21 protein-coding genes are annotated in these 22,204 nt (G+C 31.3%); 14 read left to right on the top strand and 7 right to left on the bottom strand.

From position 1 onward, the window contains the following. Positions 1 to 140: 140 nt before the first annotated feature. Positions 141 to 1,694: a calcineurin-like phosphoesterase C-terminal domain-containing protein gene (locus tag B3J26_RS11115; protein ID WP_221854778.1), complete on the bottom strand. Its 1,554-nt coding sequence runs from the start codon at positions 1,692 to 1,694 to the stop codon at positions 141 to 143. A 202-nt stretch (positions 1,695 to 1,896) separates the two neighbouring features. Between B3J26_RS11115 and B3J26_RS11110 the strand changes: the two genes are divergently transcribed. Further along, positions 1,897 to 3,087: an MFS transporter gene (locus tag B3J26_RS11110; RefSeq protein ID WP_291052708.1), complete on the top strand. Its 1,191-nt coding sequence runs from the start codon at positions 1,897 to 1,899 to the stop codon at positions 3,085 to 3,087. On the opposite strand, the gene B3J26_RS11105 is transcribed toward B3J26_RS11110, so the two are convergent. Together B3J26_RS11105 and B3J26_RS11100 are read right to left on the bottom strand one after the other, a co-directional pair. Continuing rightward, positions 3,068 to 3,649: a DUF5715 family protein gene (locus tag B3J26_RS11105; protein ID WP_291074574.1), complete on the bottom strand. Its 582-nt coding sequence runs from the start codon at positions 3,647 to 3,649 to the stop codon at positions 3,068 to 3,070. The two genes, B3J26_RS11110 and B3J26_RS11105, sit on opposite strands and share 20 nt — an antisense overlap. A gap of 43 nt (positions 3,650 to 3,692) precedes the next feature. Continuing rightward, complete coding sequence (locus B3J26_RS11100; RefSeq protein WP_114999918.1) at positions 3,693 to 4,337, bottom strand: DUF5715 family protein; 645 nt, start codon at positions 4,335 to 4,337, stop codon at positions 3,693 to 3,695. 262 nt (positions 4,338 to 4,599) lie between these two features. Here B3J26_RS11100 and B3J26_RS11095 point away from each other — a divergent pair, with 262 nt between their 5' ends. From B3J26_RS11095 to B3J26_RS11085, 3 genes are read left to right on the top strand one after another with little or no spacing between them, the layout of a single operon-like run. Continuing rightward, positions 4,600 to 5,475 carry a carbon-nitrogen hydrolase gene (locus B3J26_RS11095; protein ID WP_114999920.1) on the top strand — a complete coding sequence of 292 codons (876 nt, stop codon included), beginning with the start codon at positions 4,600 to 4,602 and terminating at the stop codon, positions 5,473 to 5,475. Next, positions 5,475 to 6,182 carry an EBR family subclass B1 metallo-beta-lactamase gene (gene blaEBR / locus B3J26_RS11090; protein ID WP_291063394.1) on the top strand — a complete coding sequence of 236 codons (708 nt, stop codon included), beginning with the start codon at positions 5,475 to 5,477 and terminating at the stop codon, positions 6,180 to 6,182. The genes B3J26_RS11095 and blaEBR overlap by 1 nt, the downstream gene beginning before the upstream one ends. 2 nt (positions 6,183 to 6,184) lie before the next feature. Further along, positions 6,185 to 7,246 (top strand): agmatine deiminase family protein, encoded by a 1,062-nt coding sequence (locus tag B3J26_RS11085; RefSeq protein ID WP_291063396.1) that lies wholly within the window; start codon positions 6,185 to 6,187, stop codon positions 7,244 to 7,246. 57 nt (positions 7,247 to 7,303) lie between these two features. Here the strand turns inward: B3J26_RS11085 and B3J26_RS11080 are convergent, their stop codons facing one another. Beyond that, entirely contained in the window at positions 7,304 to 8,662 is a 1,359-nt protein-coding gene (locus tag B3J26_RS11080) for an acyl-CoA dehydrogenase family protein (RefSeq protein ID WP_291074572.1), read from the bottom strand. A 66-nt stretch (positions 8,663 to 8,728) separates the two neighbouring features. Continuing rightward, positions 8,729 to 9,685: an NAD-dependent epimerase/dehydratase family protein gene (locus B3J26_RS11075; RefSeq protein WP_291071546.1), complete on the bottom strand. Its 957-nt coding sequence runs from the start codon at positions 9,683 to 9,685 to the stop codon at positions 8,729 to 8,731. 338 nt (positions 9,686 to 10,023) lie between these two features. Between B3J26_RS11075 and B3J26_RS11070 the strand changes: the two genes are divergently transcribed. The 8 genes from B3J26_RS11070 to B3J26_RS11035 all read left to right on the top strand — a co-directional run bounded on the left by B3J26_RS11070 (position 10,024) and on the right by B3J26_RS11035 (position 18,002). Beyond that, the gene (locus B3J26_RS11070; protein WP_114999931.1) at positions 10,024 to 12,045 is read left to right on the top strand and encodes a M13 family metallopeptidase; all 2,022 of its coding nucleotides are present in this window, start codon (positions 10,024 to 10,026) and stop codon (positions 12,043 to 12,045) included. Between the two features lies 1 nt (position 12,046). After that, positions 12,047 to 12,382, top strand: coding sequence for a rhodanese-like domain-containing protein (locus B3J26_RS11065; protein ID WP_244958029.1), 336 nt, complete (start codon positions 12,047 to 12,049; stop codon positions 12,380 to 12,382). Between the two features lie 185 nt (positions 12,383 to 12,567). Next, a complete protein-coding gene (locus tag B3J26_RS11060) occupies positions 12,568 to 13,134 on the top strand; it encodes an RNA polymerase sigma factor (protein WP_038333651.1) in 567 nt (188 codons plus the stop codon). Position 13,135: 1 nt separating this feature from the next. Further along, positions 13,136 to 13,342, top strand: coding sequence for a hypothetical protein (locus tag B3J26_RS11055; protein WP_291074570.1), 207 nt, complete (start codon positions 13,136 to 13,138; stop codon positions 13,340 to 13,342). A gap of 159 nt (positions 13,343 to 13,501) precedes the next feature. Then, positions 13,502 to 14,176 carry a mechanosensitive ion channel family protein gene (locus B3J26_RS11050; protein ID WP_260392428.1) on the top strand — a complete coding sequence of 225 codons (675 nt, stop codon included), beginning with the start codon at positions 13,502 to 13,504 and terminating at the stop codon, positions 14,174 to 14,176. Positions 14,177 to 14,483: 307 nt separating this feature from the next. Next, a complete protein-coding gene (gene rpsO, locus B3J26_RS11045; protein ID WP_038333654.1) occupies positions 14,484 to 14,753 on the top strand; it encodes a 30S ribosomal protein S15 in 270 nt (89 codons plus the stop codon). Positions 14,754 to 14,893: 140 nt separating this feature from the next. Continuing rightward, the gene (locus B3J26_RS11040; RefSeq protein ID WP_280050083.1) at positions 14,894 to 17,080 is read left to right on the top strand and encodes a polyribonucleotide nucleotidyltransferase; all 2,187 of its coding nucleotides are present in this window, start codon (positions 14,894 to 14,896) and stop codon (positions 17,078 to 17,080) included. 82 nt (positions 17,081 to 17,162) lie between these two features. Further along, positions 17,163 to 18,002, top strand: coding sequence for a tetratricopeptide repeat protein (locus B3J26_RS11035; RefSeq protein ID WP_114999939.1), 840 nt, complete (start codon positions 17,163 to 17,165; stop codon positions 18,000 to 18,002). A 62-nt stretch (positions 18,003 to 18,064) separates the two neighbouring features. Here the strand turns inward: B3J26_RS11035 and B3J26_RS11030 are convergent, their stop codons facing one another. Next, on the bottom strand, positions 18,065 to 18,595 hold the full coding sequence (locus B3J26_RS11030) for a hypothetical protein (protein WP_291074566.1): 531 nt from the start codon (positions 18,593 to 18,595) through the stop codon (positions 18,065 to 18,067). Positions 18,596 to 18,739: 144 nt separating this feature from the next. Between B3J26_RS11030 and B3J26_RS11025 the strand changes: the two genes are divergently transcribed. After that, positions 18,740 to 20,902: a S46 family peptidase gene (locus B3J26_RS11025; RefSeq protein ID WP_038333656.1), complete on the top strand. Its 2,163-nt coding sequence runs from the start codon at positions 18,740 to 18,742 to the stop codon at positions 20,900 to 20,902. 96 nt (positions 20,903 to 20,998) lie between these two features. Beyond that, positions 20,999 to 21,730 carry an MBL fold metallo-hydrolase gene (locus B3J26_RS11020; protein WP_291074564.1) on the top strand — a complete coding sequence of 244 codons (732 nt, stop codon included), beginning with the start codon at positions 20,999 to 21,001 and terminating at the stop codon, positions 21,728 to 21,730. 242 nt (positions 21,731 to 21,972) lie between these two features. On the opposite strand, the gene B3J26_RS11015 is transcribed toward B3J26_RS11020, so the two are convergent. Beyond that, positions 21,973 to 22,200: a DUF6814 family protein gene (locus B3J26_RS11015; protein ID WP_125350389.1), complete on the bottom strand. Its 228-nt coding sequence runs from the start codon at positions 22,198 to 22,200 to the stop codon at positions 21,973 to 21,975. Positions 22,201 to 22,204 lie beyond the last annotated feature (4 nt).

The following is a 22,204-nucleotide window of genomic DNA, read 5'->3' as shown; positions in this document are numbered from 1 at the left end:
ACTAAAATAAAGGTCTTGATATTAATTTTACATTTGAGTAAAGGTTTATTGACTTTTATTTAACATGGATAAATTGTAAAATATTTTATTAAAAAAAGCCACTTCTTTTGAAGTGGCTCATTGACGTGAATAAAATGCTTTTATTTGATAACTTCGAAAGAAGATTTTTCTGTAAAAGTGTTTCCGTACAAATCGGTTGCGCGAACTTCAATTGGATAAGTTCCAACTTTTAGTTTATTCGGTAAACGAACTGACCAAATATGTTTCGAAATTTCTGGAGCAGAAGGTCTGTTACCAATATTTGTAATTTCTGCATTATCAATTTTCATGATGGTTTCCATATAATTGTAATCAACTGTTGGATCCCAATTCATCTCTTTCCATTCACCATTATTTACACGATATTCAACTTTATTTGATTCATGTCCCATAAAGAAATTAGCATATAAAAAAGCACGATTGCGTTTACCTTCTTTTACTTTTTTTGTGTGGTACAGGTCGATTTGTTTTTCTTTTGGTGAATTTGCAACTTTATAATCAAATTTATATTGATTACCATCTACATGTAAAAAAGCATAACCTTTTGGTGTACCATCACGCATCGTAGAGGCCGGAACTCCTTTTGCATCTTTCGGTCCCGAATACCAATCACCAGAAGTTGTTCCAACATTGTACTCGTGATGAGGTTTTTGTTGTTGCCAACCATCTTGATTTGCATAAAAAATCTGTTCTTGGAAATGTGTATGAGCAGACATTGAAATTGTATTTGGGTAATCTTTTAACAATTCGAATAATTGATTTCTATCTTCTGGACGTGTGTCACGCAACGGAATATGAAATGCTAAAACAATTAAATGATCTTTTGGAACAAATTTTAAATCATTTTTAATGAATTCTAATTGATCAGGACGGAAACCTCCCCAATATCCTTTTCCATCACGAGGATCTGGATATAAAATATCATCTAAAACAATAAAATGTGCTTTACCGATATTATATGAATAATTATTTGGACCGAAATTTTTCTCGAACGTTTCATCCGAATATTGATCTTCTTTTGCATCATAATTCATATCGTGATTTCCCATAACATTGTACCAAGGTAAACCAACTTTCGAAACAGCTTTTATATAAGATGGATGCAAATTCAAATCATCACCAACCAAATCTCCTAAAGAAAGTCCGAATTCCATTCCTTTAATTCCTTTAACATCATCAATTACACCTTTAGAGAAATACTCGATTTCTTCTTCTGTATAAGCTTGAGGATCACCAAAAATTAAAGCCGAAAATTTTTCGTTTTCTTTTGTAGGAATTAAAGCAAAATCAATACTCTTTGGAGTATTTCCAGTCGGAGCAGAACCTGCATATTCTAATTTTGGAGAGCCATTAGGTTTGTTGATGTAGTAGAATTGTGGCTGATTGAATTCGTTTGTAGGAACTTTGTAATTTGTTGGTTTAATGACAAACAAAATAGTTTCGTTATCAATCTCGATTTGATATTCTCCTTTATCATTTGTCGAAACAACTTGTTTTCCGTTACTAATTTGCACGTTTGCCAAACGTTTTTCTGATTTATCGAATTTATTGTTTTGATTTTTATCTTCAAAAACAATTCCTTTAGCAAGTTGTTGAGCGTTGACAGAAGTATAAAAACTTCCAAATAATACCAGCGATAATACGATTTTTTTCATTGTGTGAATTTCTTGTTTTGTAGATGTTAAAATTCTATATTTTATGCGGTATTCGGATTAACACAACAATAAGTAAAGATTAAATTTAAGTAAATAAGAATAATATATTTTCAAATTTAATAATGGATGAATAATTGTCTTTGATTATTAAATATTCTAAATTTGCAACCGATTGCATTATGTTATGGAAGAGAAATTAAGCATGAGTTCACGACAAATTTTCATGCAAATTATAGGTTATGTAAGTTTTTCATTTATAGGTTATTTACTTATAGGTTTACCGTTGGCTATTTTACCTATTTTTATTACAAAAACATTAGGTTTTACTGAGCTTGTAGCGGGTATTGTAATTAGTTTGCAATATGTGATAACTTTTATATTGAGAGGTTATGCGGGAAAAATTGTAGATACAAAAGGTCCTAAACCAGCCGTTTTATTGAGTATGAGTTTGTTTATTTTAGCAGGAGTTTTATTATACTTTTGTTACTTCACAAGAAACAATCATTTTTTGTCAATAGCTATTCTTGTACTTGCGAGATTGGTTACTGGTGCAGCAGAAGGAATGGTAGGTGGAAGTCCAATAAACTGGGCAATTTTAAAAATTGGACAACAACATACAGCGAAAGCAATTTCTTATAATGGTGTTGCTAGTTATGGTGCATTGGCAATTGGAGCACCATTGGGAGTTATCTTAAATCAATATTTTGGACTTGGTTTTATTGGTTTGTTTAGTATTGTTTGTGCGATTATAGGTTATTTTTTAGCTAGAAATAAAGAGAATATATTAACTGCAGTTTCAAAAGTTCCGCAACCATTTATAAGTGTATTGAAAACAGTGGCTCCTTTTGGAATTTGTTTAGCACTTGCAGGTCTTGGATTTGGAGGAATTTCTAATTTTATAACACTTTACTACGACTTTTATAGTTGGTCGAATGCAGCTTTATGTTTAAGTGTTTTCAGTTTATTGTTTATTGTAGGACGATTATTTTTTAATAGTTCAATTAATACATTAGGAGGATTAAAAGTTGGAATTATTTGCATGATAGTCGAAACGATAGGTTTATTAATTCTTTTTAGTGCGCCAAATTCTTTTATAGCTCTTATTGGTGCAGGTATTACAGGAATTGGTTTTTCATTGGTTTTTCCTGCGATGGGAGTAGAGGCTGTTGCTTTGGTTTCAGATAATAGTAAAGGAGCTGCTTTAGCTGCGTATGGCTTGTTTATTGATATCTCATTGGGAATTACAGGTCCTCTAATTGGTGGTGTTATCAGTTTGTTTGGAATGTCAAACTTATTTGGTTTTTGTAGTTTGTTTGTGTTTATAGGATTATTGTATAGTTATTATTTACAAACAAAAAAAAATCGTTCAGAATTTAATAATTCCGAACGATAATATGAAAACATCTAATTTTAGATTCTTTGACGTAATATATTTTACCTAATTTGACATAGGTTTTTAGGATTTGTTCTAATTCTTTTTCAAGTTTAGCGTTTGAACTTATTTTATGATTAAATCTAACATAAGAAATGTCAAAAGCTGCACCAAAATTATGCGAACTGTCGTTGGATGATGCGTTTTTATTGATTCCTCTCAATCGATTTTGATCATGTAAAGTTCTTGTCATCGAAGTAACTACAAAAAAATTTTGTCCAGTTGTCTTTACAAAATCTCTTGCAATACTGCTCAAAATATCTCGACCTTTTGGAACAAGATAGGAATGACTATGCGTTAAATCACCAACTCGCCAACCATAACCACGTTGTTTTATTTTAACCAATTTACCTTGATTGATATATTTGTTCAACTTTTTATCACCATCAATTAGCTCAAGTTTATGAGATTTTGCGGCATTCAAATGCTGAACATATTCTTTAGAAGGTTCTATAATAACTCGAGATTGAGCGTAACCGAATAAAGAAGAGCAAATAAAAAAAGTTGTTAAAAATTGTTTCATGATTCAATTCTCTTCTGCAAAAATAGAAAAGAACTTTTATATATTACATTGTTGTTGATTTAAATTGATCGGGATTACGAACCGTTACATGAAAACAGTGTTGTCTATATTCTTTGATATAGTAAATTTTACCGTCTTCTTGCAATTGTTTTAAAATCGCTTCTAAATTATCACGATGAGTTTTGCTATACGTATATTTATTATTGAATTTTGTATACGACAAATCAAAAGAAGCACCATAGTTATGAGAACTTTCGCCTTTTGCTGCATTGCTATTTACTCGTCTTAAACTTGCTTGACTTTCTTCAGAACGGGTAAGCGAAGTTACAGTAATTGTAGCATTGTTTTCGTCCAGAAATTTTGAAGCAATTCGTTCCAACACAGTTTTTGCTCTGTTATTTAAAAAAGCTTTACTGTGTGTTAATTTCTCAATTGTGTACCCATTTCCTTCTTCAGGAATTGCAACTAATTTTTTTGTAGCAACTAAACCTTCAATATCATCAAAACTCTTCACGATTGGAATGTTGAATGATTCTGCTGCCATTAAATGATCGTCATAAGTTACTTTTTTTGTAGAGATAGAAGTGGATGAAGAGGCAGAATTTTCTGCTAAAATGTAACTTTCTTGACTTTGAGCTGAAATAAATATTCCGCTAAAAAGACAAGAAAGGGCAATTAATTTTTTCATGTTTTAAATTATTACGCGACAAAATTAGAAGTTACAATTTAATAAAGACTTGTTAAAAATTATAATATTTAGGTAAACTTTTTTTAAAATTTTCTTAAATCTGTTCTCAAAATAGCATTGCTAGATAGATTGATAGAAATTTAAATTTCATCACATTTGAAACATAAAATATTCTTAAATATAAATTCTAATAGATTAAATCCTACTAAATTCGCTATTTTTGTAATTATTATTCATTTTTATTTTTAGACCTATTTATAAAATGGCAAAAGTTAAAGTTGGAATGGTACAAATGACTTGTACTAATAACAAACAAGAAAATTTAAACAAAGCAATAGAGCAAGTAAAAGTAGCAGCTGCAAAAGGCGCTCAAATTGTGTGTTTGCAAGAATTGTTTACCTCATTATATTTCTGTGACGTAGAAGATTACGATAATTTCGACTTAGCAGAAGCAATTCCTGGACCATCAACAGATGCGTTATCAGTTGTAGCTAAAGAATTGGGAGTGGTAATTATCGCTTCATTATTCGAAAAACGTGCGCAAGGTTTATATCACAATACAACCGCTATTTTAGATGCTGATGGACAATATTTAGGAAAATATCGCAAAATGCATATCCCAGATGATCCTGCGTTTTATGAAAAATTCTATTTTACTCCAGGTGATTTAGGTTACAAAGTTTTTGATACTAAATTTGGAAAAATTGGAGTGTTAATTTGTTGGGATCAGTGGTATCCAGAAGCTTCTCGTATAACAGCATTGATGGGAGCAGAAATTTTATTTTATCCTACTGCGATTGGTTGGGATACGACGCAAGACGAAGAAACAAATCAAGATCAATACAATGCTTGGCAAACAATTCAGCGTTCACATGCGGTTGCGAATGGAGTTCCGGTTATTTCTGTAAATCGTGTTGGTTTTGAGCAAGATGGAGCAATGAAGTTCTGGGGAGGCTCTTTTGCGACAAATGCGCAGGGAAAATTGTTGTACTTAGCAACGCATGATAAAGAGGAAACAGAAGTGGTTGAATTGGATTTGAACGAATCTGATTTCTTCCGTAAACACTGGCCTTTCTTAAGAGATCGCCGCATCGATTCTTATCAACCAATTACAAAACGTTTTATAGACGAGGATTAATGAAGAAATTATTTTCACTTATAGCATTGATAGGAAGTTTTGCATTTGGTCAAATAAAACCAATTCAGATTGATCCGATTAATAACAATTTATTTGTTTATCAAACATTCAATTCGTTTAATGGTGTTGAGTATAATGCAAATGGAATGTATTTGGTAACGAATAAAGGAATCGTTTTGTTTGATGTTCCTTGGCAGAAATCGCAATATCAAGAATTAAATGATATGTTGCAAGAAAAGTATAATTTGCCAGTTATCGCTGTGTTTGCAACACATTCGCATGATGATAGAGCAGGAGATTTAAGTTTTTATAATGATTTGAATATTCCTACTTATGCAACTTCTTTAACCAATTCTAAATTAAAAAAAGAAGGAAAAGCAACTTCTAAATTTGAGATTGAATTAGGTAAAACATACAAATTTGGTAATGAAAAGTTTGTTGTTGAATATTTTGGAGAAGGACATACTTCTGATAATGTTGTGGTTTGGTTTCCGAAATATAAAGTGTTGAATGGAGGTTGTTTGATAAAAGGTGCTGACGCTATAAATTTAGGTTACACAGGCGAAGCTAATGTTATTGAATGGCCAAAAACAATACAGAAATTAGTTGTAAAACATCCAACGATTAAACAAGTTATTTCTGGTCATGATAATTGGAAAGCTACTGGACATATCGAAAATACGTTTAAACTTTTAGAAAAGAAATAAAATTGAACACTATAGATACATCAAAATTTCCAAAAGATTTAGGATATAGATTTCCTGCTGAATGGGAAGAACACGAAGCAACTTGGTTGTCTTGGCCGCACAAAGAAGAATCTTGGCCAGATCGTATTCATTTAATTTATCCAGCTTATGCTGAATTTATTGCTGAATTATCGAAAGGTGAAAAAGTTCGCATTAATGTAAAAGATGAAGAAATGAAAATTTTTGCTTTGTCTTTTATCGAAAAAACGGATGCAAATTTGTCACAAGTTGAGTTCTATTTTAACGAAACAAACGATGCTTGGTGTCGAGATCATGGTCCTGCATTTTTGTTGAATAAAAATAATCTTGATAACCCAAAAGTTATTGTAGATTGGGGATTCAATGCGTGGGGAGGAAAATATCCACCTTTCGAAAATGATGATGTTGTGCCAACAAGAATTGGTGCAGAATTTAATCTTCCTGTTTTTCATCCTGGAATTATTATGGAAGGAGGTTCAGTCGAATTCAATGGAAAAGATACGTTGATGACATCAAAATCTTGTTTATTGAATGAAAATCGTAATCCAGATTATTCGCAAGAACAAATCGAAGAATTTTTAAGAAATTATTACGGAGTTTCGCAAATTCTATGGGTAGAAGACGGAATTGTTGGTGATGATACGGATGGACACATTGATGATACAATTCGTTTTGTAAATGAAGATACAGTTTTGACGGTTGTTGAAACAGATGAATCGGATGATAACTACGAATTGTTGCAAGTGAATCTTCGCCAATTGCAAGAAATGAAATTACGAGATGGACGTCCATTAAACATTATCGAATTGCCAATGCCGGATGCGGTTTATTGCGAAGGTGAGCGTTTACCTGCTTCTTATGCGAATTTTTATATTGCGAATAAATCTGTCATTGTACCAACTTATCGTTGTGCAAAAGATGCAATTGCTTTGGATATTATTCAGAAATGTTTCCCCGATCGTAAAGTTGTAGGAATAGATTCTACAGATATTATTTGGGGACTAGGATCTTTCCATTGTTTGAGTCAACAAGAACCTAAGATATAGGTTTTGTCAAAATATAAAGAACAAAAAAGCTGAGTAGGTTGCTCAGCTTTTTTAATTTTAAACAAATGCGCTAAATCCTGTGATAGATCGACCTACAATAAGCGAATTGATTTCTTTTGTGCCTTCGTAGCTGTAAATGGCTTCGGAGTCGGCAACAAAACGAGCGACGTCATGCTCTAATAATATTCCATTTCCGCCCATTACTTCTCGTGCTCGTGAAACGACATCTCGTGTTCTCATTGTACAAAAAACTTTTGCTAAAGATGCGTGTTCGTCTAGTAAAATTCCCTCGTCTTGCATTTCAGATAAGCGAAAAACTAAAGTTTGCATTGCTGTTAAATTAGATAACATTTCTACTAAATGTCCTTGTATCATTTGAAAAGAAGCAATAGGTTTTCCAAATTGTTTTCGATTTCGAGTGTAATCTAAAGCGCTTTCATATGCTCCGCGCGCGCAGCCAGTTGCCATCCAAGCAACTCCAGCTCTTGTCATTCGCAATACTTTTGCTGTATCTTTAAATGAATTAGCATTTTGTAAACGATTTTCTTCTGTAATTAAACAATCTTTCAGAGTAATCAAGCCATTCTGAACAATTCGTAAAGCCATTTTTCCTTTGATTTTTTCTACAGAAAAACCAGGATTATCTTTCTCAACAATGAATCCTTTTACTTCTCCATCATCCAAATCTCTTGCCCAAATAATCACTAAATCTGCAAAAGTCGCATTACCAATCCATTTCTTTTGACCATTTAAAATCCAACCTTCTTCTGTTTTTTTACATGTTGTGGTCAAACCTCCTGCTGCACCAGAACCAACTTCGGGTTCAGTTAATCCAAAAGCGCCAATTTTATCAAATTTTTGCATTTGTGGTAACCATTTTGCTTTTTGTTCTTCCGATCCGCAAATATAAATTGATCCCATTGATAGACCTGATTGAACACCAAAAAAAGTAGCGATTGAAGCATCTACACGAGCCATTTCCATTGCCAAAACGCCTTCCATAATAAAAGGTAAATTTGGACAACCATAACCGTCGTAAGTGACGCCACAAATGTTAAGTTCTTTAAATTTTGGAATTAATTCGAAAGGAAATTGATCACGAAGCCAATAATCATTCACGATTGGTTTAACTTCTTTTTCCATAAAAGCTCTTACTTTTAACTGTAATTCGCGTTGTTCTGGAGTTAAAGTGTGAAAAACATCGTAGAAATCGCCATCAATTGGAGGAAGTTCTTTGTGTTTTTTATTTGGATTTAACATTTTCATCATTCCTTGAAGTTGTTTATCATCAAGTTTCGAAAAGTTTTCCATTAAAAGAGGTAAATCTACTTTTTGAGAAATTTTATTTAATTGCTCTAAATCAACAGATTTTAGTAGATGGATGATATTTTTTAAATTAGAAAATGCTCCTGACATATTTTGTGGTTTTTAACCAAAAAATTATCAAAGAGCATTCCTAAAATATTGTATTGTAAGAAAAAATTAAGCTTTACCTAATTTTATTTTCAAATTGTCTAACATTGTCGTTGTCATTTTATCGATATCAAATTTCGGTTGATATCCCCAATCTGCTTTTGCAACAGAATCATCGATAGATGAAGGCCAAGTATCAGCAATAGCTTGACGGAAATCTGGCGCATAATCGATTGTGAAATTTGGAATATGTTTTTTGATTTCTGCTGCTAAATGTTCTGGAGCAAAACTTAAACCTCCTAAATTATAAGATTTAAATTCGCCTAATTGTTTTGGATCAGCAGACATTAATTCAACAATTGCATTAATCGCATCATCCATATACAACATAGGCAAATAAGTTCCCTCTTTCAAGAAAGAAGTATATTTTCCATCCTCGATTGCTTTGTAATAAATATCAACAGCATAATCTGTAGTTCCACCTCCAGCAGGAGTTTTCCAAGAAATAAGACCAGGAAAACGAACAGAACGAACGTCTACATTATGATTTTGTTGGTACCATTTGCACCAATATTCTCCCGATAATTTAGAAATACCATAAACCGTAGAAGGAGTTTGAATTGTATTTTGAGGTGTATTGTCTTTTGGTGTATCTGGACCAAAAACGCCAATAGAAGAAGGCCAAAAGATTTTATCGATTACTTTATCTTTCGCTAATTCTAGGAAAGTAAGCAAAGTGTCCATGTTTAATTTCCAACCAAACATTGGATTTTTTTCAGCTGTACCAGAAAGCAGAGCTGCTAAATGATAAACTGTTTTAATATTATGTTTTGCAATGACTTCTTTTATTCGATCAACATCCATTACGTCAATTACTTCGTAAATACCATCGTAATCAACATCTTTAGGATCACGTATATCAGAAATAATTACATTATTTTTTCCATGAATGGTTTTTAATTTCTCAGCCAATTCAGAACCAATTTGTCCTAAAGCGCCGGTGATCAAAATCGTATCGGTTTCCATCTTAAAAAGTTACTTTTGTTTGACCCCAAATTTAAAGATTTTCTATTGAATATGGATATAACAAAATAATATTTAGATATTAATAAAGAAATCGATTGTTTTTTGTTAAATATATAAATATGGAATGATATATATAGAAATTTTTTCTGTTTAATAAGCTTTTTACAATATAAAATATCTTAAATGATAAAGAATTTTGTTTTGAAAGTTTTAAAAATGTTAATTTTTCCCCTCAAAAGTGTTGAAAATTGCACGAATAATTAAGACTTTATTTAGTAAATTTGTAACAAACGTCGTATTAATTTCGACATATCATATCAAAAATACTTAGTAGAAATATGAAAAAACAACTATTTGTTGCTGCATTTGCTTGTACATCTATGTTAGCAATGGCACAAGAATCATATCAGGCTTTTAATCCAAACTATATGGATAAGTCGGTTCGTCCACAAGATGATTTATATAATTATGTAAATGGTAATTGGATGAAAATTACAGAAATTCCTTCTGATAGAGCAAGATGGGGAAGTTTTGATGAGTTAAGAGAAAATACGGATAAGGTCACTTTGCAATTAGTGAAAGATCTTATTAAAACGAAACACGCTAAAGGAACAAGTGAGCAAAAAATTGCGGATTTGTATGATGCGTATATGAATGTTGATGCGCGTAACAAAACGGCTTTAGCACCATTACAAAAATATTTTAAGCAGATTGATGCGATCAAAGATATGAAAGGTTTACAAGATTATTTAATCGATGTAGCTGCTATCGGAGAGAATCCTTTTTATGGTGCTTATGTTTATACTGACCTTAAAAATAGTAAACAAAATGCTGTTTATTTAGGAGATATTGACTTGACTTTAGGTAAAACTTATTACCAAAAAGAAGATGCTAAAAATACTGAAACTTTAGCTAATTTGAACAAGTTTATTGATCAATTGATGCCTTATACAGGTTCTAAAACACGTGATTTGAAAGGTCCAAAAATTGTGGCTTTCGAAAAAATGATGGCGAAATACATCAAAACTGTTGAAGAAGATCGTGATCCAAATAAATCATACAATCCTGTAAAATTATCTGAAGTTAAGAATTTAACGAAAAATGTTGATATTGAGCGTTATGTAAAAGCTTTAGGAATTAATCCGGAAACGGTAATTATCGGTGAATTAGATTATTATAAAAATTTAGATAAAATCTTAAATCAAGAGAATTTACCTTTGATTAAGGATTATTTACGTTTTAAATTAATCAATTCTTATGCAAGTTATTCAACATCCGATTTAGATAAAATTAATTTCGAATTTTACGGAAAAACTTTATCAGGTCAGAAAGAACAACGTCCATTAGAAAAAAGAGGTTTAGCGTTTGTAAATGGCGCAACAGGAGAATTATTAGGACAAATTTATGTGAAAGATAATTTTCCACCAGAGGCAAAAGCAAAAGCTGAAGAATTAATCAGTTATTTATTCAAATCTTTTGACAAACACATCAAAGAATTAGATTGGATGTCTGATGCAACTAAAACGAAAGCGTTAGAAAAATTAAACAAGTTTACTGTAAAAATTGGTTACCCTGATAAATGGAAAGATTATTCTGGATTACAAGTAAAATCTTTGGCAGATGGAGGAAACTTAATTGAAGATGTAATGGCAATTAGCAAATGGCGTCAAGCAGAAAACTTGAAAGATTTTGGAAAACCAGTTGACAAAACTCGTTGGGGAATGTCGCCACAAACTGTAAATGCATATTTTAATCCAACTAATAACGAAATTGTTTTCCCAGCAGCAATTTTACAACCACCTTTCTATGATTATAGAGCGGATGCAGCTGTAAACTTTGGTGGAATTGGAGCAGTTATCGGTCACGAAATTTCTCACGGATTCGATGATTCGGGAGCTAAATTTGACGGTGATGGAAATTTAGTAAACTGGTGGACACCACAAGACGAAGAGAAATTTGCAAAAGCTACAAAAGCCTTGGCTACGCAATATGATGGTTATGAACCAGTAGCAGGAACACACGTTAATGGTACATTTACATCTGGGGAAAATATTGGAGATTTAGGAGGAGCTTCTGTTGCTTTTGATGCATTACAAATGTATTTGAAAGATAAAGGAACTTACGGAAATATAGATGGATATACTCCGCAACAACGTTTCTTCTTATCTTGGGCAACTATTTGGAGAACAAAAGCGACTGACGAAGCGTTAGTAAATCAAGTGAAAACAGATCCACATTCGCCTGGATATTACCGTTCTTTTGGACCAATCGTTAATATTGATGCGTTCCACGATGCGTTTAAAACAAAACCAGGAGATAAATTGTACAAAGCACCAAAAGACCGTATTAGAATTTGGTAAGATGCTTGGCAAAATTATTGATTGGATAAAAAATAGAAATAGAATTATTAAAATGACAACAGTTGAAGCAATAAACAATGCTAATGTAACATTAGTAGATGTTCGCGAGCCTTTTGAATTGGATACAGATGGATTTGTTCCAAATGCGATCAATATTCCATTAGGAGAAGTTCCTACGAGAGTAGAGGAGTTTAAAGAAATGTCAAGACCTATTGTGGTTTTTTGTAGAAGTGGTAACCGTTCTGGTCAAGCTGCACAATATTTACAAGCACAAGGTGTAGACGAAATTTTTAATGGAGGAGGTTTTCAGGATGTCTTAGATGTTTTGGAGAAATAATTCGTAACAATTATTATTTTATAAAAAAACCGATAAATTTTTATTTGTCGGTTTTTTTTATATATTATTGTATTTTAGATAGATATTCGTTTAAGTTAAAGCTATTTTAAAATAAATATAAAAAAATCAAAAAAAACAAGTGACCAAATAGGAATAGGTGTGTCATATAAATGTAAGCAGTTGAAATGTCAAAAGATTCTATAGAAAATATTGCAGATGACATTTTGGTGTATAAGATTGTCGAGACAAAAAATCAACATTTGTTCGGTATATTGTATGATAGGTATGCGCATACGGTATATAATAAATGTTTGAGCTTTGTAGAAGATCAAGCAGAGGCGCAGGATATGACGCATGATATATTTGTAAAGTTGTTTGTAAAACTGAAAACATATCAATCAAAATCTAAATTCTCTACTTGGTTATATTCTTTTACATATAATTTTTGTGTCAATCATGTGCAACGAAAGATAAAAGAAGAAAGAAAAAATTATTCGGTGACGGATGATTTGGTTGATAACTATAATGACGAAATTATTGATGACAAAGAAATTTTTGAATTAAAAATCGAAAAACTAACGCAGTCCCTAAAGGAGTTGGATGTAGAAGAGAAATCTATATTACTTATGAAATATCAAGATGAATTTTCAATCAAAGAAATTTCAGAAACTTTAGAGATTGGTGAAAGTGCAACTAAGATGAGATTGAATCGAGCAAAAAATCGTTTACTAAAAATTTATAACGCTTTGTAAAATGGAAAACCCTTTTAAGACTATGCTAGCCAATGAAAAGCTTCCAGAAAGAATAAAGCAAAAAGTTATGGATGATGTTGCTTTAATAAAATTATCGTTGGAAGTAGCCGATTTGGTTTCAGTAAAATATCCAAGTACAATTGGAAATTTTTTCGGAATCGGAAAAAAATCAATTAACAAACCGAACAAAAAAGATAAAGAAGGTTAACTATAAATAGATTATATGAATATAGGTTTAAATTTTAGCTTGTTAGAAAGTTTATATCAAGAAATGGTACTTATTTTTCCTAAAGTTGTAGGAGGTATCATATTCATTATCCTGTCGTATATCTTGCTAAAGTTGATTCTGATATTGACCAAGTACATATTGAAATTATCTAAAATAGATAATCTAAAAAAAGCATTAAATAATAACGAAGCATTAAAAAATTCGTCAATAGAAGTCGATCCATCTAAAATTATATTACAATTTGTAAGATTGTTTATCATCTTATTGATCATTATTATTGGCTCAGATATTTTTGGTTTAACAGTTGTTTCTAACCAAATAGGACGAATTGTAGATTATCTTCCACAATTTTTTAGTGCAGTATTGATATTTGCAGGAGGATTTTATTTAGCTAACTATATCAAAACTTTTTTGAGAAGTTTGATTAAATCAATTGATTTAAACGGAGCAAATATTATTAGTAATATCATTTTTTATATCATTTTGATATTTACAATTATTACTTCATTAAATCAAGCTGGAGTTAATACAGATTTAATTACGAATAATTTATCCTTAATCTTAGGATCGGTGTTCTTGACATTAGCCATCGCGTTTGGATTAGGATCAAAAGACGTTATTTACAGATTATTATTGTCCTTTTATACCAATAGAAATTTTGAAATTGGACAAAGAATTATCATCGAAGATGATGTACAAGGCGTGATAATTGCTATTAACAATATATGTATGACAATACAAACTGCGGACGAAAAAGTAGTTTATCCGATTAAAATAATAACAAATAAAAAAATACGAATTATAGAAGATTAATCTTACCTACCTAAACCTATTTTAATAATTATTAACTAACCTATGATTAATTATTGAAACAAGCCGACTTTTAACCTACCAACCAAAAATCGTGAAAGCAAGTCTTTTACAACTAACAAACTTATCCGATTTAGTAGAAAATTAAAATATCACTTTCTATTATCTATCTAAATCAAACTAAACCAAATTTTTAAAAAGTGACCGAATTAACCAATCGGTCACTTTTATTTTTGTACAAAGTTTATTATTTCATATAATAGTTGTACATTTGCACCTCATTACATAATAATTATTAAATAATATTGGCATGTACTTAACATCAGAAGTAAAAAGCGAATTATTCGCAAAGCATGGTAAATCTGCAACAGATACAGGATCTGCAGAAGGGCAAATCGCATTATTCACTTACAGAATTAACCACTTAACTGGTCACTTGAAAAAAAATCACAAAGATTTTAATACAGAAAGATCATTAGTTATGTTAGTTGGTAAGCGTAAAGCGTTATTAAACTACTTAAAGAAAAAAGATATCACAAGATACCGTGCGATTATCGCTGAATTAGGATTACGTAAGTAATTTTAAACACAATGTAAAAGGGCAATTACGTAGAAATTGCCTTTTTTTTTGTTATAAATTAAAATAAGATATATATCTTTATATAATGCGGTTAAAGCAAACGGCTTTAACTTTAGACGAATTAAATACTAAGAAGACGAATGATTCCACAGGCGATCACAGAAAAAATTACTCTTTCAGACGGAAGAGAAATTACAATCGAAACAGGGAAATTAGCAAAACAAGCTGACGGATCTGTGGTTGTACGCATGGGCGACACCATGTTATTAGCTACAGTTGTAGCAAACAAAGAAGCAAATCCAGGTGTAGATTTTTTACCTTTAACAGTAGATTATAGAGAAAAATTTTACGCTGCAGGACGCATCCCAGGGAATTTCTTCAGAAGAGAAGCAAAACCATCAGACGATGAAGTATTAACAATGCGTCTTGTAGACCGTGTTTTACGTCCAATGTTTCCAGAAGACTTCCATGCTGAGGTTCAGGTCATGATCTCACTTATTTCTTACGACAAAAATGTAATGCCAGAAGCTTTAGCTGGTTTAGCTGCATCAGCAGCCATTGCAATTACAGATATTCCTTTCACATTAATTTCAGAAGCTCGCGTTATTCGTTTGAATGGTGAGTTAATGATTAATCCTTCAAAAGAGCAATTAGATCAAGCTGATATCGACATTATGGTTGGTGCTTCTAAAGATTCTGTTGTTATGGTAGAAGGGGAGATGAGCGAAATTTCTGAGCGTGAAATGTTAGACGCAATTGAATTTGCTCACGCTGAAATTAAAAAACAAATTGAAGCACAAGAAAGTTTAGCAGCGAAAGTAGGTAAATCTTTACCAAAACGTGAATATAGCCACGAAACACACGATGAAGAAATTCGCGAAAAAGTGTGGGCTTATGGATATGATAAATTTTATGATATCGCTAAACATCCATCTGATAAACACGAAAGAGGTGATAAATTTGCTCAAGTTGAAGCAGATTTCTTAGCTCAATACGAAGGAGATGAGGAAGAGTTAGCTCGTGTAACTCCTTTTGCTCACATTTACTTCCACGATGTACAAAAAGAAGCTGTACGTCAATTAATCTTAAACGAAGGAATTCGTTTAGATGGTCGTGATCCAAAAACGATTCGTCCAATTTGGACAGAAGTTGATTATTTACCATCAACTCACGGTTCTGCAATTTTCACACGTGGGGAAACTCAAGCATTAGCTACAGTAACTTTAGGTTCTTCTAAAGATGCTAATATGGTTGATGGAGTAGTAACAAACTTCGACGAAAAATTCTTTTTACACTATAATTTCCCACCATTCTCAACAGGTGAAGCTCGTCCATTAAGAGGAACTTCTCGTCGTGAAGTTGGTCACGGAAACTTAGCACAACGTGCTTTAGCGCAAATGTTACCAGACGATTGTCCTTATACAGTTCGTATCGTTTCTGAAGTATTAGAATCTAACGGTTCTTCTTCTATGGCAACAGTTTGTGCAGGAACATTAGCAATTATGGACTCTGGTTTACAAATGAAAAAACCAGTTTCAGGTATTGCAATGGGATTAATCACAGATACTAAATCAGGGAAATTTACAGTATTGTCTGATATCTTAGGAGACGAAGATCACTTAGGAGATATGGACTTTAAAGTAACAGGAACTGCAGACGGTATCACAGCTTGTCAAATGGATATTAAAGTACAAGGTTTATCTATGGAAATCATGGAAACAGCTTTGTTACAAGCAAAAGAAGGTCGTGAGCACATTTTAGGTAAATTATTAGAAACTTTACCAGCGCCTCGTCCACAATTGAAACCAAATGCACCAAAAGTTGTTGTAATCGAAATTCCTAAAGAATTCATTGGAGCAGTAATCGGACCTGGAGGAAAAGTAATTCAAGAAATGCAAAAAGAAACTGAAACAGTTATTGCAATTACTGAGTTAGATACAACAGGACGTGTGGAAATCAATGGTGTGATTCAAGAAAACATCGATCGCGTTGTAGAAAGAATCAAACAAATTGCTTTCGTTCCAGAAGTTGGTGAAACATATCATTCAGTTGTAAAATCTATCAAACCATTTGGAGCGTTTGTAGAAATTGCTAAAGGTGTTGAAGGTTTAGTTCATATTTCTGAATTAGAGCACAGACGTCTTGAAAAAGTTGAGGATTCTGTAAACATCGGTGATAAAATTGATGTTAAATTCTTAGGTTACGATGATAAAAAGAAAATGAAATTATCTCGTAAAGCTTTATTGCCAAAACCAGAGAGAACAGAAAAACCTGCTAAACCAGCAGAGAAAAAAGAGGATAAACCTCAAGATAATAAAGAAGCTTAATTAAGTTTTGATATAATGTAAAAAGTCCGAGATTTTCTCGGACTTTTTTTGTTATATTTAAAATAACGATAATACTTTTTAAATGAAGACATTTTTTACATTTTGTTTGCTATTACAGACTTATCTACTTTCTGCACAATTAAAATTTGAAACAAAATTTTATGATGCTGTTAATAAATGGGTTTTGTTTGATTCTAATGATTCAGATAATGATCACATTTTAGGCTTTATATATATAGATCCAACAGCAGGTTATACGCTTCGATATTATGGGTTAGTTATCCAGGAACCGACAAGTTTGAAATTAAAAACGAAATCTGATGAATCTTTAATTATTCATAGATTAGCTAATAACACTTCAGACGTATATGTCCTTAACGATAAAGAATTAAATACATTGAACTTGAAGTCTGAACCAGATAATTTTGAGCATTATAAAATTAATAACCCTAATTTATTTTTACTCAAACAAGGTAGTTTTTTGAATGGATTACAATTAAGTAAAGCAGCATTAAAGCCACTTGAAGAATTATATTTAAAAGATAAAAATTTTAAAGGTTTGGCTTTTGAATTAGGTTTTGCATATAATGCTTTAGGTACACCAGAAAAGGGTATTGATTTACTTGAGAGTTATTTGAAAAATAATAACACAGATTATTGGGCAATGAAAGAATTGCTTCTAGCTTATGTAGAGACAAATGAACTTAAGAAGGCTGAAGATTTATACAATCAACTTATTAAAATTTCTCCAAGTGTTGCTTTTAAAGCAGAAATAACAGTATATATAGCAAAAGGTTACCTTGGTTTAAAAGATAAACAAAATTTTGATAAATGGATTTCTAGAGCAGAATCTTATGCCAATGGTAATAAACAAATAATGAATTATATAGAAGCATTAAAAAATACTTTACCTAAAGACTAGTTCTAAAATAGCTTAACAGTTATTAATAATATTTAAGTCCGAGATTTTCTCGGATTTTTTTGTTACATAAATTCTAAATCTGTTTTTTTAAGATGTTTGATTTTATCATTTTTGTCTAAAATGCTATTTAGTTCATTAATAAAATTGATTAATTCATTATAATCTTTTTTATTTGATAAATAATTATTTTCTTCAAAGGCAGAAGTTAGAACAAAATGTCTATTGATAGTTTTATCACTAATAATAATATTTTTTCTTAGATTAGGTAGTGTAACAATTATTCCATGACCTTTTTGATAAATAGAGTCTAATCTAAAAATATTTTTATCTCTAATTAAGGAAATTATCTTTTCTTTTTCTTTTTGATCAAGAACGTTTTTTATTACAATAGTATCTTCAATATAATATTGCTCGAATTGATTTTTTTCAAAATTATATTTTCTAATTTCATCTATATATTCAAATGATAAATTAGTTTCATCAAAAAAATATTCAGGTTTTGATTTAGTTTGATTATTCAAAATAATAATGAAACCAACCATTCCAATAAAACCAATTAGAAAGCAAAGTAGATTAATGATTTTAATTTTCATTATTCAAATTTTGTGTTAATTAAATAAAAGTAATCGTTTTTTTACAATAAAATCTCAATTAAACTTTATTAAATACTTAAAGATTAGGAGAACTTCAGATAATCAATTATTTTAGCAAATCGTAAAATTGAAGACAAACAAATAATGAAAAAATTTTTATTATCCACGCTTTTAGTGGTTATGCTTTTTCCTTTTAAAGTGAAAGCTGACGAAGGAATGTGGTTTTTGATGTTCATCGAACGTCTGAATCACCGTGATATGCAAAAACAAGGTTTACAATTAACTTCTGAAGAAATTTATAGTATCAACAATAACTCTTTAAAAGATGCTATTGTACAATTTGGTGGTGGATGTACTGCTGAAATGGTTTCTGGTCAAGGTTTAGTTTTGACGAATCACCACTGTGGTTATGGTGCGATTGCTGAATTATCTGCTCCTGAACATGACTATTTAAAAGATGGTTTTTGGGCAAAAGACAAAGCTGCTGAGTTAAAACCAAAAAGCTTAAAAGTACGTTTCTTCGTTCGTATGGATGATGTTTCTAAACGTATTTTAGGTGTTGTAAATGATAAAATGTCTGAGTTGGATCGCGAAAAAGCGATTAACCAAGAGATTGCAAAAATTGAGAAAGAAAACAGCGAAAACGGAAAATATGTAGTTTCTGTTCGTTCATTCTTCCAAGGAAATGAGTATTACTACTTCGTTTACCAAGATTATGAAGATGTACGTTTAGTAGGAACACCTCCAAGTTCTATCGGAAAATATGGTGGAGATACAGATAACTGGGAATGGCCACGTCATACAGGAGATTTCTCTATGTTCCGTGTTTATGGTGACAAAGATGGAAATCCTGCGGCTTATTCTACAAGCAATGTTCCGTTGCAACCAAAACATCATTTACCAGTTTCTTTAAAAGGATATCAACCAAATGATTTCGCTATGATTTTGGGTTATCCAGGTCGTACAAATCGTTGGATGCCAGCGCAAGGTGTTGCTCAAAATGTAGAGTACGCTTATCCTGCTTGGGTTGAAGCTTCTAAAGTGACAATGGATCAAATGAAAAAATATATGGAGCAAAATCAAAAAGTAAATATTGATTATGCTTCTAAATATGCTGGAGTTGCGAACTATTGGAAAAATCGTGATGGAATGATTGAAGCTTTAAAACTTCATGGAACTGTTGCGAAGAAAACAAAAGAAGAAGAAAAATTCAATAAATGGGCTCAAAAAGGAGCAAACAAAGCCGAATATGGTGATGTTGTTTCGAATTTGAATAATTATTATGCGAAAACAAATTTAGATGCTCGTCATAACAATTACATCAACATTTTATTGCGTTACTCAACTTTAGCAAGTGCGCCATATTCTATTGGAAAAGCATTAGAAAACTATGCAGCAGCGAATGATGCAAAACGTGATGAAATGCGTCCGAAAATTCAGAATGCAATCAATGCATATTACGAAAAAATGTATTTACCTTTAGAAAAAGATTTATTGGCTGCTCAATTAAATCTTTATGCTTCTAAAGCGAGCGAAGCTGGTTTAGCGCCTTATGTTGCTGATTTAGCGAAGCAAAATAACAAGAACTTTACAGCTTATGTAAATGATGCTGTTGAAAGAAGTTTCTTCGCTGATCAAAAACAAGTTGAGAATTTCTTAATTTCTCCAGATGTAGAAGTCTTGAAAAAAGATCCTTTATATGTTTTGTCAAATGCGTTGGTAGAAAGAGCTTCTAAGCAAACAGATGAACAAGCAAAATTGAATGATGTTTATTCTAAAAACTTCCGTTTATTGGTAAAAGGTTTACGTGAGTCTAAAATTGGAAATATCTTATATCCAGACGCAAATTCTACGTTACGTTTAACTTACGGTTCTATTCAAAATTTACCAAAAAGTACAAATCCAAAACGTCAACCAGATGTTGCTTCTAACTATTTCACAACATTAGAAGGTACAGTTGCAAAACACATTGCAGGTGACGAAGAATTCGAAAATCCACAACGTTTATTAGATTTAGCGAAAGCAAAAGATTATGGACAATATGGAGATAAAGATGGATATTTACACGTAAACTTCTTATCAAATAACGACATTACAGGAGGTAACTCTGGTTCTCCGGTAATGAATGGTAAAGGTGAATTAATCGGTATTGCATTTGACGGAAACATTGAAGCAATGGCTGGTGATGTAATCTTTGATCCTAAATTACAACGTACGATTTCTGTAGATATTCGTTATGTTTTATGGGTTGTTGATAAATTTGCTGGAGCAAAACACATCGTTGATGAAATGACAATTGTAAAATAAGATTTGAATCATAATAATTTTTAAGGCTTCCTATTTTGGAAGCCTTTTTTTGTAGAGAGAATCTAAACGAATTACCTTTGTAAAAAATAAAAGTAAATGAAAGTTATTCCTCTTTTAGAAGGTGTTTTTCATGTTGATGCAAAAAAAGAGTTTCATTATTTAGGTGATAATATTGATGTTAAAAATCCCGCTGACGGATATAATCTTATTGTTCGTCCATTTTTGATACAAATTGGAGATGAAAATATTTTGATTGATTGTGGTTTCGGAACTGAAGTAGATTGTGAACCTATCATTCTAAAAAAATTACGCGAATATAATATTAATCCAAATCAAATTACGAAAGTATTGATTTCGCATTTACATAAAGATCATATCAACGGAATTGGAAATTGGGTAGGGGATCAGTTTGTATGTAACTTTCCTGAAGCAAAAATTTATATTCAACAACGCGAGTATGATTATGCGGTTGTTCAAACAAATAATTCTTATAACTATGATCGTTTAGAAAAGTTGAAATCATTCAAAAATATTGTATGGATGAATGATGATAGTGGAAATATAACGGATAATATCAAATTCGAAGTAACAGGAGGACACGTTCCGTTTCAACAAGTTTTTTGGATCAAAGAAAATGATGAAATTGTATTTTATGGAGCTGATAATCTACCTCAATTAAATTATCTAAAATATCATGCCGCTTTCAAGAATGATGCAGATGGTGTAAAAGCGATGGAAGATCGTTTGCGTTGGGAAGTTGATGCGAAAACAGAACACTGGAAAATACTTTTCTATCACGGAAAAAGAACAGATATAAAACAATTTTAGAAGTTATATTATAAATGAAAAGCCTTGTAAATGCAAGGCTTTTTGTATTTGAATTATATTTCAGTTTAACTTCGAGTACCTTTGTTGATTTTAAAATTAATTGACATAAACTATGCTAAAACTCTTAAAAAGATATTAACGTTTTATGATTTGTTTTTTATGGATTTAATAAAAAGGTTTATTGAAAATACATTTATATAAAAAAATCCTCAACATGTGTTGAGGATTTCGTGTATAGTTTTTTACATTTTTTCTTCACTGTATTCACCAAGTAACGCATAATAGCCAAAGAGTGCCATTCCAATAACAATAATTGGTGTAAGGACAAATAGAATAATAATTCCGAATACTAAATCATCTTGAGAGCCTGATGATAATTTAGGAATTCCAAATTCCATGATACAAAAGTAGGCTAAAACAAGTGATAATGCGATCCAAACGATTCCTAATATTTTTTTAATTGTTTCCATTTCT

The organism is Empedobacter sp. UBA5987, assembly GCF_002429865.1.
Classification (GTDB): domain Bacteria; phylum Bacteroidota; class Bacteroidia; order Flavobacteriales; family Weeksellaceae; genus Empedobacter; species Empedobacter falsenii_B.
The sequence above is the reverse complement of the archived record's forward strand: the minus strand, read 5'-3'. Positions and strand labels throughout refer to the sequence as shown.

Excerpts from the sequence above, each read along its gene's own strand:
- B3J26_RS11095 (WP_114999920.1), top strand. The coding sequence starts at position 4,600 with ATGGCAAAAGTTAAAGTTGGAATGGTACAAATGACTTGTACTAATAAC.
- B3J26_RS11040 (WP_280050083.1), top strand. The coding sequence starts at position 14,894 with ATGATTCCACAGGCGATCACAGAAAAAATTACTCTTTCAGACGGAAGA.
- B3J26_RS11020 (WP_291074564.1), top strand. The coding sequence starts at position 20,999 with ATGAAAGTTATTCCTCTTTTAGAAGGTGTTTTTCATGTTGATGCAAAA.
- B3J26_RS11105 (WP_291074574.1), bottom strand. The coding sequence starts at position 3,649 with ATGAAACAATTTTTAACAACTTTTTTTATTTGCTCTTCTTTATTCGGT.
- blaEBR (WP_291063394.1), top strand. The coding sequence starts at position 5,475 with ATGAAGAAATTATTTTCACTTATAGCATTGATAGGAAGTTTTGCATTT.
- B3J26_RS11035 (WP_114999939.1), top strand. The coding sequence starts at position 17,163 with ATGAAGACATTTTTTACATTTTGTTTGCTATTACAGACTTATCTACTT.
- B3J26_RS11115 (WP_221854778.1), bottom strand. The coding sequence starts at position 1,694 with ATGAAAAAAATCGTATTATCGCTGGTATTATTTGGAAGTTTTTATACT.
- B3J26_RS11065 (WP_244958029.1), top strand. The coding sequence starts at position 12,047 with ATGCTTGGCAAAATTATTGATTGGATAAAAAATAGAAATAGAATTATT.
- B3J26_RS11100 (WP_114999918.1), bottom strand. The coding sequence starts at position 4,337 with ATGAAAAAATTAATTGCCCTTTCTTGTCTTTTTAGCGGAATATTTATT.
- rpsO (WP_038333654.1), top strand. The coding sequence starts at position 14,484 with ATGTACTTAACATCAGAAGTAAAAAGCGAATTATTCGCAAAGCATGGT.
- B3J26_RS11075 (WP_291071546.1), bottom strand. The coding sequence starts at position 9,685 with ATGGAAACCGATACGATTTTGATCACCGGCGCTTTAGGACAAATTGGT.
- B3J26_RS11030 (WP_291074566.1), bottom strand. The coding sequence starts at position 18,595 with ATGAAAATTAAAATCATTAATCTACTTTGCTTTCTAATTGGTTTTATT.
- B3J26_RS11060 (WP_038333651.1), top strand. The coding sequence starts at position 12,568 with ATGTCAAAAGATTCTATAGAAAATATTGCAGATGACATTTTGGTGTAT.
- B3J26_RS11080 (WP_291074572.1), bottom strand. The coding sequence starts at position 8,662 with ATGTCAGGAGCATTTTCTAATTTAAAAAATATCATCCATCTACTAAAA.
- B3J26_RS11055 (WP_291074570.1), top strand. The coding sequence starts at position 13,136 with ATGGAAAACCCTTTTAAGACTATGCTAGCCAATGAAAAGCTTCCAGAA.
- B3J26_RS11070 (WP_114999931.1), top strand. The coding sequence starts at position 10,024 with ATGAAAAAACAACTATTTGTTGCTGCATTTGCTTGTACATCTATGTTA.
- B3J26_RS11015 (WP_125350389.1), bottom strand. The coding sequence starts at position 22,200 with ATGGAAACAATTAAAAAAATATTAGGAATCGTTTGGATCGCATTATCA.
- B3J26_RS11110 (WP_291052708.1), top strand. The coding sequence starts at position 1,897 with ATGAGTTCACGACAAATTTTCATGCAAATTATAGGTTATGTAAGTTTT.
- B3J26_RS11025 (WP_038333656.1), top strand. The coding sequence starts at position 18,740 with ATGAAAAAATTTTTATTATCCACGCTTTTAGTGGTTATGCTTTTTCCT.